Here is a 14,903-nt window from a genome sequence, read left to right on the forward strand (position 1 = left end):
TTTGAAAAAGTCGTTTTATTTTTTTGGATCAGGTTTGGATTATTGGAACAATTTTTTGTACATCGCAATCGTTTCTTCCAATGTCGGAGTGAATGGGTTTCCTGGTGCGCAGGCATCGATCATGGCATTTTTGGACAAGTATTCATAGTCGAATTCCTCTTCCTTGATTCCCAGCTCATTCAATGATGTTGGAATACCTACGACTTTGGACAAGCGTTTGATCTCTTCGACCGTGTAATCCGCGCAGGCTTGATCGGATACATCAGCCGTCACTGCCAAGCCTAAAGCTTTTGCTACTTTGCGGAAACGTTCAGGAGCGAATTTAGCATTTTCAGCTTCCACGATCGGCAACAGCATCGCACAGCAAACGCCGTGCGGCAAGTGGTAGACGGCACCCAATTGGTGAGCCATCGAATGCACATAACCCAGACCGGCATTGTTGAAGGCCATTCCTCCCAAGAAGATGGCATTGACCATTTTGTCGCGCGCATCCACGTCAGTACCGTTTTCTACAGCTTTCGGCAAGTATTCGCGGATTAATTCGATTGCTCCGGAAGCCAAGACTTCGGTCACAGGGTAAGCGCCAGGCGTTACCATCGATTCGATCGCATGTGTCAAAGCATCCATCCCGGTCGCTGCAGTCAATGATTTCGGCATCGTCAGCATCAATTCAGGATCGTTCACGGAAATCTTCGCCAAGCTGTTTTTGTCGACCATAACCATCTTCACTTTGCGATCTTCGTCGGTGATGACGTAGTTGATCGTGATTTCAGCGGATGTTCCGGCAGTCGTGTTGATCGCCACAACCGGCAAGCCGGCTTTAGCGGATTTGTGCACACCTTCGTAATCCTGCGGTTTGCCGCCGTTCGTCAGGATGATGCTGATGGCGCTCGCTGCATCCTGCGGAGAGCCGCCGCCGAAGGAAATGATGAAGTCGCAGTTTTCAGCCTGAGCCATAGCCACGCCTTCGTTTACGTTTTTGCAGGTCGGGTTCGGATCGACATCCGCATAGACCACATAGTCGATAGCCGCACTGTCCAATTCCGCCAAGACAACGTCGATCATTTCGCTTTTGGCCAAGAAGTTATCCGTAACGAACAAAGCTTTCTTGTAGCCAAGATCCTTCACATTGCTGCCCAATTCCTTGATGCAGCCTATTCCGATAAGGTTTGTTGCTGGTACATAAAAAGTTGCCATTTTCCATTATCCCCTTTTGATAAGATTAGATGTTCAAGTAGCCCGCTCTTGGGGTTACAGAGAAACGTTTGCCCAGATTGCTTAATTGCTCATCAGTGATTTCCTGTCTGATGCCGCCTTGTGATTGAACTAGTGTGTAGACAGTCGCTGATTTTTCAGCCGTTTCGACCAAACCGAAGCACTCTTCCAAGTCTTTTCCGGCTGCGTACAAACCGTGGTGCGGCCATATGATCAGACGGTATTCCTTCATCTTCTCAGCAGTCGCTTCGCCGATTTCGTTCGTTCCAGGCATCAACCAAGGCAGGATGCCCACGCCTTCAGGGAACACGACCAATGACTCAGTACACATTTTCCAAAGGATGCGCGTGAAGCTTCTTTCATCCAACTCGCAAGAGAAGGACATCGCTAACAAGTTGGTTGCGTGGCAGTGGTAAACGACACGGTTTTCAGGATCGACCGACAAGCGCGAAATGTGTGACATCAAATGAGCAGGCAATTCGCTTGTAGGAGCCGCTCCATTTTCGTATCCCCATAACAGGTCTACACTGTTGCCTTCCGCAGTTACTTTCAGGATTCCCAAGACATCAGCCGGATCATGGATGACGTTTTTGAAGAATTTCCCTGTTCCGGTGACCAGGAAGTATTTCCCTGCCAAAGCTTTTCCGTCGAAAGCGATCGGAATGTTGCGTTTCACTTCGTTCAGATCCAGATATTCCGTGATTTCCTCTTCTTTCAGCAAGTAGGACAAGTTGCCGCTGTTTCTTTCGTGCCAGCCGAATTTGTACATGACGTCCGTCAACAGCATGACTTCTTTGATGAATGGTGCTTCTAAAATGTTTTTCATTTTGATGGTTTCCCCCTTATTTGCGTTCCGTCAGAATTCTTTGTTCGTAGTTTTTTACTTCAGTCAGCCATTCCGTACCAGCCGGAACATTTTGTTGTTGGCAATAGAATTCCCAGACAGCGCCGAATGGATAAGATTTCATTTCTTCCGTGACAGCCAACCGGGTTGTGAAGTCGCCAGTGCTTTCGGCATCCTTCAATGTTTCGATTGGGCTCAACATACCCAACAACAATGATTTCAAGGTGCTGCGCGCGCCGATGACCATGGCTGCGACACGGTTGATTGTTGCATCGAAGAAGTCCATGCCGATGAATGTTTTGTCCAACAAATCGTTGCGAACCAATGTTTCGCCGATGCGGGTAGTCGCTTCATCCAAGATGACAACGTGATCGGAATCCCAACGGATCGGACGGCTCACGTGCAGCATCAAGCCTTTACCGAACGGCAGGAAGGCCGTGAATTTGTCGGATACATCCTCGGTTGGATGGAAATGTCCCGCATCGATTGTCCACAAGATGTCCCTTGTCAAAGCGTAGGACAGGTAGAAATCGTTGGAACCGGTCGTGAAGCTTTCTGCACCGATGCCGAAGAGTTTGCCTTCGACTGCGTCCAACATGTGCGCATCATCGAATTTTTCTTCCAAACATTGATCCAACGCATCCCGCAGGCGTACACGCGGCGACATTTTGTCGATTGGGTTGTCTTTGTAGCCATCTGGAATCCAGATGTTGTTCACGCAAGTTTGGTTCAGTTCTTCACCGAAGTAAGCGGCCACTTTACGGCTGCGTTTCACGTGCTCAATCCAGAATGCTTGTGTTTCAGGGTCGCTGCTGGACAATGTTCCGTCAGTCGATTTTGGATGTGAGAAGCAGGTAGGGTTGAAATCCAGTCCAAGACCTTTTTCTTTTGCCCATTGCACCCATTTTTCGTAGTGCTTCGGTTCGATCTGATCCAAGTCGATTTTTTCGTCCGTATCCACATAGATGGCATGCAAATTGACTTTATGATTGCCGGGGATCAGGCTCAAAGCTTTATCCAAATCAGCACGCAATTGCGCTGGCGTCGTTGCTTTGCCAGGGTAGTTGCCGCTGACGGAAATTCCGCCGGTCAAGGCTTGATCAGGGAACATGAATCCCAATACGTCGTCCCCTTGCCAGCATTGTAAGGAAACCTTGATTTGGCTTAATTTTTCAAGTACTGCATCTGTATCCACACCGATGGCGGCGTATTTCTGTTTTGCTAAAGTGTATGCTTCTTCAATAGGTTTTGTCATTTGTCTATACTCCAATCTTTTCTTCGTATTTTTTTAGGTGCTCCCGGTCTGCAATCGGGTTTTGTGGGTATTCTTCAACGTGGATCTGACTTCTCAGCCATGTTCTGGCTTCCGCCAGGTCAGCAAATTCTCCAGCCGCGATCATCTGCACGAGCAGGTTTCCGATTGCGGTGCCTTCGGTAGGTCCGGCAACGACCAGCTTCCCGGTGACATCGGCTGTCAGCTGATTCAGGAGTTTGACGTTCGCTCCGCCGCCGACGATGTGCAACACGTCAATCGTTTCCTTCGTTAATGCTTCGACTTTCTTCAGTTCATGCGCATAGGCCAAGGCCAGATTGCTGTAAACGCACATCACCAATTCGCCTGTCGTTTCCGGGACGATTTCGCCCCGTTCGCGGCAATAGGCTTGGATTTCCGCGATCATGTTTGCCGGATTGAGGAAGCGTGGATCGTTCAGGTCGACATACTGCAGGAACGGTTCAACCGCGTAAGCCATCTGCGCCATTTCCCCGTAGGAGTGTCTGTACTCCAGGTTACGTGCGATTTCCTGCACGAACCACATGCCGGTAATGTTCTTCAGGAAACGATAGGTCCCGTAAGCGCCCCACTCATTCGTGAAGTTCGCTTCGTAGGCGGGACGGTCGTTGATCGGCGCGTCGTTTTCGACCCCGATCAATGACCAGGTTCCGCTGCTGAGGTAGGCCCATTTCCCGCCCATCGCCGGCACGCCGACGATGGCGGATGCCGTATCGTGCGTCGCCGCAGCGATCACTTCGATTTTAGGCAAATCATAGCTTTCCGTCAGATCAGCCTTCACATCGCCGATTTTCGTTCCTGGCACAACCAGTTCCGGGAACTTCGCTCTCGGGATGCCGACAAGTTCAAGCAAGTCGTTGTCGAACTCGCCGGTTTCGAGATTCAGCATCTGCGAAGAGGACACGTTCGTCACTTCGCCGACCATCTCACCGGTCAACCGGTACGCCAGATAATCCGGTATCATCAGTATTTTGTCCGTCTTGGCCAACAAGTCCTTGTCCTCTTCATACAGTTGGTACAAAGTATTGAAGTTCAGAAATTGGATGCCGGTTTTGGCGTAAATCGTCTCTTTATCGATCACTTGCGCCACTTTTTCCATCGTATCTTTCGTGCGTTCGTCCCGGTAACTGATCGGCAGCTGCAGCAATTGGCCGTCCGTTCCGATCAGGCAGTAGTCGACCGCCCATGTATCGATCCCGAGATGGCATTCCGTCACGCCGAGTGCCTTCAGTTTGGATAGTCCCGTCAGAATTTCTTCGAAAATGGTTTCGATATCCCATCTGTCGGATCCATCGATGCGGCTGAAGCCATTTTTGAAACGGTGTACTTCCTGCAACGCCAATTGTTTATTATCTATTTCCGCCAGCATGATCCGCCCGCTGGAGGCGCCGATATCTATCATCGCATAGTACTTCATATACTTGTTTCACACCTCCGCCTTGTAATTGTTTACATTACTATTAAACAACTTCTGGATTTATGCTACAATGTCACTGAATGAGTTGTGAGTACCAAATATACAGGAGGTGTCCAAATGGATCTGATTGCGCTGTTATCGCAGGAATCTGTCATCGAAAAGGAACAAAAAAAACGGCATAAATTTGTGCCCGATCTGCCGGAACTGGAGGGGGAGGCGACGCGGGCGCCAAAGATCCAGGAGCATCTGTTTTTCGAAAACAAGGATATCTACATCAGCAAACACAACCGCTATGCTGCTTATCCAGAGCACTCGCACCAATTTCTTGAGCTCAACTATATCGTAAGAGGCGAATGCCGTCAGATCATCAACGGGGTCCCGTACCTGTTGAACGAAGGCGATATCCTGCTGATGGACACCGGCAGCGAGCATTCCATCGAGGCGCTCGGCAAGGACGACCTGCTTTTGAACATCCTTTTCAACAACAAAAGCATCTCGATCAACTGGCTGATGAACATGAACCACAACGACAGCATCCTCTACAAAATCCTGCTGACGAACAACCCGCTGGACACGAATGCCGCGAATTTTATTTTGTTCCGCAATGAACAGAATGAGCACATCAAGCAGATCATCAACAATATGGCCGATGAATATTTCTTCCCGAAAGTCTTTTCCGGAAAGATCATCAGCAGTTATCTGCCGATCTTGCTTTACGAATTGGCGCGCTCGCTTCCTCACGAGTACAGCGAAACGTTCAGCAAAAAGGACCCCTTTTACGAGGTCCTCCAGCTGATTGATTCTGAGTTCACGACGCTCACTTTGGACGCTGCCTCCAAACGGCTAAACTTCAACAAGAATTACTTGAGCAACATGATCAAAAAGCGCAGCGGCCAGACATTCACGGAACTGTTGAACGAAAAGCGGCTGCTGAAGGCCAATCTGCTCATCGAATCCACCGAGATCCCGATCCAGACGATACTGACCGAAGTCGGCTTCTCGAACAAGACTTATTTCTATACGTGCTATAAAAACAGATTCCACCGCCTGCCATCGGAAGTGCGAAAAAACGGAGCTGCCTCGAAATGAGACTGCTCCGTTTCTTTTGTTTTTTAATGGTATTGTTATCTGTTTGTCTCTGGGGTTCGAGTTCGTGGCGAGATTCCCCGTCAAAATGGATTTGGCGGTGAATCTCGAGTTGTCCGCAGACGTTTTTCCCCGCCAAAGTGGTTTCGGCGGGTTTTATGACTGTTGTTTGGACTGAAATAGCCCGCCAAAGTACTTTTGGCGGGCTATTTTTGAGCATATATTCAATTCTCATACAGAATCAACGAGTCTGTATAAGCTTTTTTTATTCGTAGCCGTTCGGATTGTTGTTTTGCCAATTCCAGGAATCACGGCACATGTCAGCCAATGATTTCTGGGCTGTCCAGCCTAGTTCTTCTTTGGCTTTTGTCGCATCCGCGTAGCAGGTCGCGACATCGCCTGGGCGTCTATCGACGATCACATAAGGGATCTCGACGCCGTTTGCTTCCTCGAAGTTGTGCACCAAGTCCAATACGCTGTAGCCGATGCCGGTACCGAGATTGTAGATGCCGACCCCAGTTGTTTCCTTGATTTTGTCCAAAGCTTTGATGTGGCCCAGCGCCAAGTCGACGACGTGGATGTAGTCGCGCACGCCTGTGCCATCCGGCGTGTCGTAATCGTCACCGAAGACGCTCAGGCGCGGCAATTTGCCGACCGCCACTTGCGTGATGTACGGCATCAGGTTGTTCGGGATGCCGGTCGGGTCTTCACCGATCAGGCCGGATTCATGTGCACCGATCGGGTTGAAGTAACGCAATAAGGCAATGCTCCACTCGGAATCGGCGAACGCCACATCCTGAAGGATCTGTTCGATCATGACTTTCGTGTATCCGTATGGGTTGGTTGCGCTTGTCGGCATGTCTTCCGTCAGAGGCGACACGTTGTTCATGCCGTAGACCGTCGCCGAAGAGCTGAAGACAATCTTCTTCACGCCGTGGTTGCGCATTACATCGCACAATACCAAAGAGCTGGTGATGTTGTTGTGGTAGTATTCGATCGGTTTCGCTACGGATTCGCCGACAGCCTTATAGCCTGCAAAATGGATGACCGAGTCGATGTTCTCTTTTTCGAATACAGCGTCCAATGCTTCGCGGTCCAAGACATCCACTTCATAGAAAGTCGGTGCTTTGCCGGTGATTGTCTTAATACGGTTCAACACTTCCGGCTTGCTGTTCGAATAATTGTCGACGATAACCACCTCTTGGCCTGCTTTCAATAATTCCACTACGGTATGGCTGCCGATATAACCGGCGCCTCCAGTCACTAATACTGACATTTTATCCCCTCCACTTTCCTTCCAAAAATCAATGCAACTGTTCGACGAAACGGTGGAACGCTTGCTGACCTTCAGGTGTGCGTTTGAACACACCGGCATCCTCAAGCACCCGCAAAAAGGCTTTGCTTACCGCTTCCTGCACCACTTCCACCGCATCGGCGCCGGTACGGTCCTTTTTGTCCACCAGGGCTGTCACCCAATCTTTATGGTAAGGAGCGATTTCCACTGTTTCTCCGTTGAGGTAATTTTCGATTTCGATCAACTCACCCTTCAAACGTGGCGGCAGAATCGCCAACCCCATCACTTCGATCAAGCCGATGTTCTCTTTTTTGATGTTCTGCACGTCGGGATGCGGATGGAAAATGCCGTCCGGGAATTCCGGTGAAGTCCGGTTGTTCCGCAGAACCAGATCCAGTTCGAACAATCCGTCCTTCATGCGTGCAATTGGTGTGATCGTGTTATGCGGAATACCATCGGTGGCAGCAAGAATATCCGCTGCTTCATCCGAATAGCCTCGCCATGCATCCAGTACAAAGGTTGCCGCTTCCGCCAACTCATACTCATCCTTACCAGCCAATCGAACGACGGACATCGGCCACTTGACGATGCCTGCCTGAATCGAGGCAAATCGGGGCAGTTCAAACGGTATCTCGACCGGCGCTTCCGCCATCGCGAAGGTGTGCCGGCCGCCCTGATAATGATCATGCGACAAGATGGATCCGCCGACGATCGGCAAATCCGCATTCGATCCGACGAAATAGTGCGGGAATTGCGTGATGATCCCGAGTAACTTCTCGAAAGTATGCTTGTCCAATTTCATTGGCTTGTGCTCCTCGGCCAAAAAGATGCAATGCTCCTCATAATAGGCATAAGGCGAATACTGCAGCCCCCACTTTTCACCGTTCAACGGCATGCGGACGATACGGTGGTTGGCGCGTGCCGGATGATCGATCCTACCGGCATAGCCTTCGTTTTCCATGCAGAGTTGGCAAGCTGGATAAGCGGAAGCAGGTGCGTTTTTCGCCAAAGCAATCTGCTTCGGATCCTTCTCCGGTTTGGACAGGTTGATCGTGATCTCCAACTCACCGTAATCGGTCCGGTGCTGAAACGCGATGTTTTTAGCGATGCTGCGGGTCTTGATGTAATCATTGTTCTGGCTGAGCTGATAGAAATAATCTGTGGCGGCTTCCGGATTTTCTGCATAAACTTCCCAGAAATGTTTGTTGATGACGGAAGGCATCGGCGTGATCAAGGACATGATCTGCGCCTCCAGCGTTTCCCTTGCATATTGGTAATCCGCGATTTTACCGTTTGCGACCGCCCAATCCACCAGCAGATCCAGCAGATCCAAGCGATCCGGCAATGTGTTGGATTGCTCTAGCTGTGTATTAAAGTCTTCCTTTCCGATCATGGCCAACAGCAGATTGCGCAGCACGATTCTGTCCGTTGCATCCGTCTCGCCGTTTACGATGCCTATTTCCACGAAATCGACAACAGCCTGGTCGATCGCATATACTGTCTCATTTATTGTCATGCCAATCGCTCCTTATAACCGTTTTGCGCCATCGCTGATTTCGGCGATGTAGAATTCTGCCGGATAACCGATTGCTGCTTCATAGGTTTTCCCGACATTTTCGATGAAGGCTGGAATCGCTTCTTTTTGGACAATGGCAATCGCGCAGCCGCCAAAGCCTGCTCCGGTCATACGCGCTCCCAGCACACCAGGTTGATCCCATGCAGCCTGAACCAATGTGTCCAATTCGATGCCGGTCACTTCATAGTCGTCCCGCAAAGAAATATGCGACTGGTTCATCAACTGGCCGAATGCCTCCAATTCACCAGCCTGCAAGGCCGCTTTGGCTTTCAAGGTACGCTGATTTTCGGTGACCGCATGACGTGCCCGGCGATACAGGACATCGCTCTCCAAAACTGCTTTTGCCTTTTCGAAGGTTTCTTCATCAAGTTCGCCCAAACTGCCGACCGGTACGACCGTCTGCAGCTTCGCCAACGCTTCTTCGCATTCGCTGCGGCGTTCGTTGTACTTGGAGTCGACCAATTCGCGGCGTTTTTTCGTGTTCATGATGACGATTGCGTGATTGCCCAATTCTACGGGAACCATTTCATATTCAAGTGTGTTGCAGTCCAACAAAATCGCTTTGTTTTCCTCGCCCATACCGACAGCGAACTGATCCATGATGCCGCTGTTGACGCCAATGAACTCGTTCTCCACGCGCTTGCCGGTTTTGATGAGGTCCAAACGATCCACGTTCAAATTGAACAGATTATCCAAAACAACACCCATCAACAGCTCAAGAGATGCTGATGAGGACAGACCCGATCCGTTCGGGATATTTCCGAAGATGACCATATCCATTCCTTCCGGGATGGCGTGACCGGCTTCCTTCAGATAGCGTAGCATGCCTTTCGGGTAGTTGGCCCAGCTGTCGGCTTTTTTGTGATCAAGATCGGCTAGGTCGAAGCTGATGACGCCGGCTTCCGGGAAGTTTTCCGAGTAAAGGCGAACTTGCTTCAGATCGTTTTTTGCCGCAATAGCGTAAGTTCCAAGTGTGATGGCGCAAGGGAAGACGTTCCCGCCGTTGTAATCCGTGTGCTCTCCGATTAGATTAATCCGTCCCGGTGCGAAAAATGCTTTGTAATCCCCTTTGCCGAATAACTCCTCAAATTTTTGCTTCAATCCTGTCAATTCCATCTTCATCCGCTCCTTTTTGTTTTTGATAAATGTTTACTTGATATTTTTACTAAATATTAACTAAATGAATTATAACCCCACGACAAAGAAGTGTCAAGCGATTTTGGAGCGCTTTCATTTTCTGATACTCGATCTCAGAAAGCTGCTGCGAATCTGTTCAGGAGCACATTGTCTACGCTAAATTTAGAAACCATGAATAAATGCTGGTTATCCATAGTTTTGGAATCGCAATCACACCAAAAAGATGGATATAAAATTGTTATCCATCTTTTTGGCTCCTGAGTGAACCATAAACATGAATGACGAATCTTTATCCATCTTTCCGAAACCACTATAAACAAAAAAGATGGATAACAGCAAAGTATCCATCTTTTCCACACTAACAAACCCAACACCAAAAAAATTAAAGCCGCCTCGCAAGGAGACGGCCTATCTTAATTCCTATTAAAAATTGCATTTCTCAGCGCCCGCTCCTGTAGGCGTGGTAAGAACTCACGGATCACAGAAGTGTGGAAATTACTCTTTCCTATTCGCTTAAAATTTCTTGTAATCGCTGAATAATTTTCGTCATTTCTGCTTGATTTACGGCACGAATATCAAATTCAATGATGCCGTTATTGGCTTTGTATTCACGCGTATAGATCGCTGGACTTTGCATTTTTAATTGTTGAATGACTTCTTTTGCACCGATTGTTCCGGTCACTTTGACACTGGCCCGATAAATTTCTCTGCCGGCACTGTCTTGCACAATAGTGGCTTGTAGATCCGGTATTTGATTGATTTCTTCAATAAAAGGGACCAGACGCGCCTTCATCGATTCGCCACTTTCATTGCCGTTAGTCAAATAATCTTCCATGGCTTGAGCAAGCCCTAAAATATTGTCTTTGCCAATCTTCATGGCGCGACCAATTCCTTTGCCCTGGAGTCGCACCCATCCAATCGCACTTTTTTTACCGACGACCAATCCGGCACTTGGTCCTTCAATAGCTTTGGCTCCTGAGTAAATCACTAAGTCCGCCCCTGCAGCATAATAGTGGAATAATTCTTCTTCCGCCGCGGCATCGACAATCACTGGCAAATCGTATTTCTGAGCGACGGTCACCATTTCTTCCACTGTCAGCATGCTCTTTTGTACGGTGTGATGACTTTTGATGTAAAGCAGGGCAGCTGTTTCCTCGGTGATCATCATTTCCACATGTTCCGGAGTACACATATTTGCATATCCGGCTTCAACGACTTTGCCGCCTCCTTGCTCGACCATGACTTCGACGGGCGTACCATAATCTACATTATGGCCTTTGGGCAGAATAATTTCTCGTTGCGTGATTTTTTCTGTATAAGGATGGTAAACATGAAATAAGCTGCCTTTGCCGATTACGCCTGCTACGGATTGGGCGATGCCCGCTGAAGCAGAAGAAACGACTTGAACATCCTCGGCTTTGAGTAGTTCAGCTAAATAAGCGCCAACTTTCACCGACAAATCTTCCATTTCAAAAAAATGTTCTCCTCCATATTGTTGGGCAGCCAAAACAGACGGGGATACTTTCGATACGCCTAATATTGTCATTCTACCGGAAGCATTGATTACTTCCTTTAATCCAAATTTTTCGTAACTGATGGTCATAGCTATTTCCTCCAATGCATCGAACTATTCAAGTGTGACCTTCCCGACCTTCAGCAGGTGCACGTCCTTCTCCATGCAGTAGAGCCTGATCAAAGTCGTTGCCAAAAAGCAGCTGTACAGCGCTATTTGGCTTCCGGCCAAGCGGAACACGATAATATATAGGATGGCACCCAAAATGGAAGCCAGCGCGTAGACTTCTTTGCGGAATATATAGGGAATTTCCCGGGCGAACACATCCCGGATAAGCCCGCCGCCGGTTCCGGTCAGGACCGCCAACGTCACCACGACGTACCACTGATGGAATCCCATCCGCTCCGCAACCTCCGCTCCAATGGCGGTAAATGCTCCTAGCCCGATTGCATCAAAAAACTGCAGCATCTTCGCCAACTTGTTGATGTGCGAATAGAAAAGAATGACGAAGCCGGCTGAAAGCAGGCTGATGAGTGCATAGAGCGGGTTTTCCAGCGAAGCCGGCAACGGGCGATCAATCAATAGATCCCTGACGATCCCTCCGCCCACAGATGTCGTAATCGCAAATATCCCGATCCCGTAATAATCAAGATCCTTCTCGATCGCGGTCAACGCACCCGACATCGCAAAGGCGACCGTTCCAATCATTTCCACTATAGACATAAATTCCATCTTACTATATCCCCCCTAATATGAGTGCTCAAAAATATTTTGTTTCGCAAAAAGTATAACGCAAAAGAATGCAAAGTCGCCATAAACTTTGCATCCTTTTCATATTCTTTTTTAGACTGTTTGCACAAACCTAATTATTCCGTAACTTCCACTTGCGAAGCAGCTTTTGGAGCTGTCAGCAAAATCGAAGCCAAGGCAATCGTCCCAAAAGCGACATTCAGCAGCAACCCTGCTGAACCGGCCACTTCCATATTGCCTTGCGCTCCCAAAGCATTGAAAAGGCTGGAGGAAAGTGCGACCCCGACCGCTCCACCAAGAGAGCTGGCCATTTTGTAGATGCCGGATGCACTGCCGACTTTATCAGCCGGAGCATTCGAAATCGCGGTATCCGTCGAAGGTGTCGCATAAATCCCCAAACCGAAGCCATACAGAGCATAGCCAACAAATACCAACAAGTTGTAGATGATTCCCGGCACAAAAGTGAAGGCCATCAAAGTAATACCGATCGTTGCGATGAATGATCCGGTCACCATCGGCTTGCGGGAACCGAATTTTTGCAAGGCTTTTTCACCCAAACGGATGGAGCTCAGGACGCAGACCAAGTAGCCGATCGTCAGCAAGCCGGATTGGAAAGAAGAGAAGCCGCGGCCCATTTGAACATAAGTGTTGGCAACCAACATTGTACCTGCAGAAGCATTCAACAAGAAGTTAGACAAAGTGGCACCACTGTAAGCTTTGTTTTTGAATAGAGAGAAGTCGATGAAGCTGTTTGTATGTCTTTTTTCGATATTCACAAAAAGGATCACTGAAATGACGAATGCCACAGCTAATCCCAAGATAATAGGATTTGTCCATCCCATGGTTCTTCCTTGGCTGATAAAAACATTGAAAGTCAGCATAGCAATCACGAAAGTAATCAGCCCGCCGACATCAAAAGGTTTCTTTTCGCCGACTGCTTCAAATTTACTTTCTGGAGTTCCTTTAAGCAAAAGCAGCCCAATAACAGCAACTACAATCGAAACGATGAAGATTGCACGCCAGCCGAAGTAAGTGGCTACTAAACCGCCGAAGAAGGAACAAATTCCTGAGCCGCCCCAAGAACCGATTGACCAGAAGCTCAGCGCACGTTGTCTTTCAGCTCCATCGAAGTAAGTCTTCATCAAAGCCAAAGTAGCAGGCATGATGCACGCAGCAGATAGCCCTTGGATGATACGACCGATGATCAACAATGCTGGGCCCGTTGCCAATACTAAGCACAGAGAACCGATGATGCTCAGGATCATTCCGATATTCGTAACTTTTACGCGGCCATGCTTATCCGCAAGCCCACCAGCAACAACCATAAACATACCTGAGAATAAAGATGTCAAACTGATGGCAATGCCCAAGATGCCGGAGGAAATTCCCAAGTCTGCTTGGATGGCCGGTACGATGTTCACCATTGTTTGAGCAAACAACCAGAATGTTACAACCCCTGAAACAATCCCCAAAATAAGTCTATTATTTCCTTTATATTGCGTTTCCACTATTTTCACTGCTCCCTTTTAAGTAATCGATAACCAATGTCCCCATGGTTTCGGCTGCGATCAGCATACTGTCCTCATTGATCCGGAATTTTGGATGATGATGCGGATAAGCATCGCCTTCTTCCGGAGCCGCTCCGACATAGAGGAAGACGCTCGGGCGTTCCTTCGCATAATAAGCGAAATCTTCTGAAGGAGGCTGCGCCTCGCAGCGTTCCACGGCATCTACCCTAGGCAGCTCGGTAGCCTGCAGAGTCGACGCTGCGAAAGCCGTCATTTCCGGATCGTTGAACAGCACCGGATAGTCGTTTTCGTAATCCAGTTCATAGGTCACATCGAACATGGCCGATACGCCATCCAGCTTCGCCCGGATTTCCTTTTCGATCAGCGTGCGCGTCTCTTCGGACATCGAGCGCACATCGCCCTCCAAAACGACCGAATCTTTGATAACGTTGAACGAGCCTTTGCCGTCAAAACTGCCGATTGTGATCGATCCGACATCGAAAGGATTCATACGGCGGCTGACGATGGATTGCACGGCCACGACAAAATAGCTGGCCGCCACGATAGCATCGTTGGCTTTATGCGGCGATGAACCATGCCCGCCGACGCCCTGGATTTTCACTTGGAAATTGGCACGGCCGGTCTGAACGTTGCCTTCGCGGTAGAATACTTTGCCATTGTCCATCTGCGACATCACATGGATGCCGAACACATTGTCGACGCCATCCAAAGCGCCGGCCTTGATCATGCCGATCGCTCCGCCCGGCGGAACTTCTTCGGCAGGCTGATGCAGCACAACGATTTTTCCTTCGAGTTGTTCCTTCATCTCAATCAAGGTTTCAGCCAGTGTCAGCATGTAGGCTGTATGTGCATCATGTCCACAAGCGTGCATGACGCCCGGCGTTTTTGATGCAAATGGCAAGCCGGTTTCCTCTTGGATCGGCAACGCATCAAAGTCCGCGCGGATGGCGACTGTTTTCCCCGGTTTGCCGCTGTCGATGGTCACGACGATCCCCAGTCCGCCGATATGGGTGCGGACGTCACAATCTTTCCCTGCATAAAAAGCTTCGATATACTTGGCCGTGTCCTCCTCCTGGAATGATAATTCCGGATGGGCATGCAAGTAGCGGTAGATTTCAGTCATGCGCTCCTGCTTCTCGGCTAACTTGCTGAATAATTGCTTTTTGGTCGCTTCGTTCATTGTTTTGCGCTCCCTTATTATTGACTGTTTGGAACTATCATATAGGTTGTTTATTGCTACGTTTCTTAATC

Annotated in this window: 12 protein-coding genes; 1 reads left to right on the top strand and 11 read right to left on the bottom strand. The window is 48.9% G+C overall.

From position 1 onward, the window contains the following. Positions 1-39: 39 nt before the first annotated feature. The 4 genes from BLV66_RS11620 to rhaB are packed head-to-tail and all read right to left on the bottom strand — an operon-like array spanning position 40 to position 4,767. Complete coding sequence (locus BLV66_RS11620; protein ID WP_086987086.1) at positions 40-1,197, bottom strand: iron-containing alcohol dehydrogenase; 1,158 nt, start codon at positions 1,195-1,197, stop codon at positions 40-42. Positions 1,198-1,222: 25 nt separating this feature from the next. Then, the gene (rhaD, locus tag BLV66_RS11625; RefSeq protein WP_218131847.1) at positions 1,223-2,047 is read right to left on the bottom strand and encodes a rhamnulose-1-phosphate aldolase; all 825 of its coding nucleotides are present in this window, start codon (positions 2,045-2,047) and stop codon (positions 1,223-1,225) included. 10 nt (positions 2,048-2,057) lie between these two features. Then, the gene (locus BLV66_RS11630) at positions 2,058-3,314 is read right to left on the bottom strand and encodes an L-rhamnose isomerase (protein ID WP_086987084.1); all 1,257 of its coding nucleotides are present in this window, start codon (positions 3,312-3,314) and stop codon (positions 2,058-2,060) included. 4 nt (positions 3,315-3,318) lie between these two features. Continuing rightward, on the bottom strand, positions 3,319-4,767 hold the full coding sequence (gene rhaB / locus BLV66_RS11635) for a rhamnulokinase (protein WP_086987083.1): 1,449 nt from the start codon (positions 4,765-4,767) through the stop codon (positions 3,319-3,321). 117 nt (positions 4,768-4,884) lie between these two features. On the opposite strand from rhaB, the gene BLV66_RS11640 reads away from it, so the two are divergent. Beyond that, positions 4,885-5,856, top strand: a complete 972-nt coding sequence (locus tag BLV66_RS11640; protein WP_086987082.1) for a helix-turn-helix domain-containing protein — start codon at positions 4,885-4,887, stop codon at positions 5,854-5,856. 262 nt (positions 5,857-6,118) lie between these two features. Here the strand turns inward: BLV66_RS11640 and galE are convergent, their stop codons facing one another. The 7 genes from galE to BLV66_RS11675 form a co-directional block, all read right to left on the bottom strand. After that, entirely contained in the window at positions 6,119-7,129 is a 1,011-nt protein-coding gene (galE, locus tag BLV66_RS11645; RefSeq protein WP_086987081.1) for a UDP-glucose 4-epimerase GalE, read from the bottom strand. 28 nt (positions 7,130-7,157) lie between these two features. Further along, positions 7,158-8,663, bottom strand: a complete 1,506-nt coding sequence (gene galT / locus BLV66_RS11650) for a UDP-glucose--hexose-1-phosphate uridylyltransferase (protein WP_086987080.1) — start codon at positions 8,661-8,663, stop codon at positions 7,158-7,160. A gap of 12 nt (positions 8,664-8,675) precedes the next feature. Further along, positions 8,676-9,839: a galactokinase gene (locus BLV66_RS11655; protein WP_086987079.1), complete on the bottom strand. Its 1,164-nt coding sequence runs from the start codon at positions 9,837-9,839 to the stop codon at positions 8,676-8,678. A 526-nt stretch (positions 9,840-10,365) separates the two neighbouring features. Continuing rightward, entirely contained in the window at positions 10,366-11,463 is a 1,098-nt protein-coding gene (locus tag BLV66_RS11660) for a DgaE family pyridoxal phosphate-dependent ammonia lyase (protein WP_086987078.1), read from the bottom strand. Between the two features lie 24 nt (positions 11,464-11,487). Next, positions 11,488-12,105 carry a trimeric intracellular cation channel family protein gene (locus tag BLV66_RS11665; RefSeq protein ID WP_086987077.1) on the bottom strand — a complete coding sequence of 206 codons (618 nt, stop codon included), beginning with the start codon at positions 12,103-12,105 and terminating at the stop codon, positions 11,488-11,490. Positions 12,106-12,239: 134 nt separating this feature from the next. Further along, positions 12,240-13,640 (bottom strand): MFS transporter, encoded by a 1,401-nt coding sequence (locus BLV66_RS11670; protein WP_425445316.1) that lies wholly within the window; start codon positions 13,638-13,640, stop codon positions 12,240-12,242. After that, positions 13,615-14,832 carry an amidohydrolase gene (locus BLV66_RS11675; protein ID WP_086987076.1) on the bottom strand — a complete coding sequence of 406 codons (1,218 nt, stop codon included), beginning with the start codon at positions 14,830-14,832 and terminating at the stop codon, positions 13,615-13,617. Before BLV66_RS11675 ends, BLV66_RS11670 begins: the two co-directional genes overlap by 26 nt. Positions 14,833-14,903: the final 71 nt, after the last annotated feature.

Source organism: Trichococcus collinsii, assembly GCF_900107505.1.
Taxonomy (GTDB): Bacteria; Bacillota; Bacilli; order Lactobacillales; family Aerococcaceae; genus Trichococcus; species Trichococcus collinsii.

Coding starts and splice junctions, on each gene's coding strand:
- BLV66_RS11620 (WP_086987086.1), bottom strand. CDS start 1,197: ATGGCAACTTTTTATGTACCAGCAACAAACCTTATCGGAATAGGCTGC.
- BLV66_RS11630 (WP_086987084.1), bottom strand. CDS start 3,314: ATGACAAAACCTATTGAAGAAGCATACACTTTAGCAAAACAGAAATAC.
- rhaB (WP_086987083.1), bottom strand. CDS start 4,767: ATGAAGTACTATGCGATGATAGATATCGGCGCCTCCAGCGGGCGGATC.
- BLV66_RS11640 (WP_086987082.1), top strand. CDS start 4,885: ATGGATCTGATTGCGCTGTTATCGCAGGAATCTGTCATCGAAAAGGAA.
- galE (WP_086987081.1), bottom strand. CDS start 7,129: ATGTCAGTATTAGTGACTGGAGGCGCCGGTTATATCGGCAGCCATACC.
- galT (WP_086987080.1), bottom strand. CDS start 8,663: ATGACAATAAATGAGACAGTATATGCGATCGACCAGGCTGTTGTCGAT.
- BLV66_RS11655 (WP_086987079.1), bottom strand. CDS start 9,839: ATGGAATTGACAGGATTGAAGCAAAAATTTGAGGAGTTATTCGGCAAA.
- BLV66_RS11660 (WP_086987078.1), bottom strand. CDS start 11,463: ATGACCATCAGTTACGAAAAATTTGGATTAAAGGAAGTAATCAATGCT.
- BLV66_RS11665 (WP_086987077.1), bottom strand. CDS start 12,105: ATGGAATTTATGTCTATAGTGGAAATGATTGGAACGGTCGCCTTTGCG.
- BLV66_RS11675 (WP_086987076.1), bottom strand. CDS start 14,832: ATGAACGAAGCGACCAAAAAGCAATTATTCAGCAAGTTAGCCGAGAAG.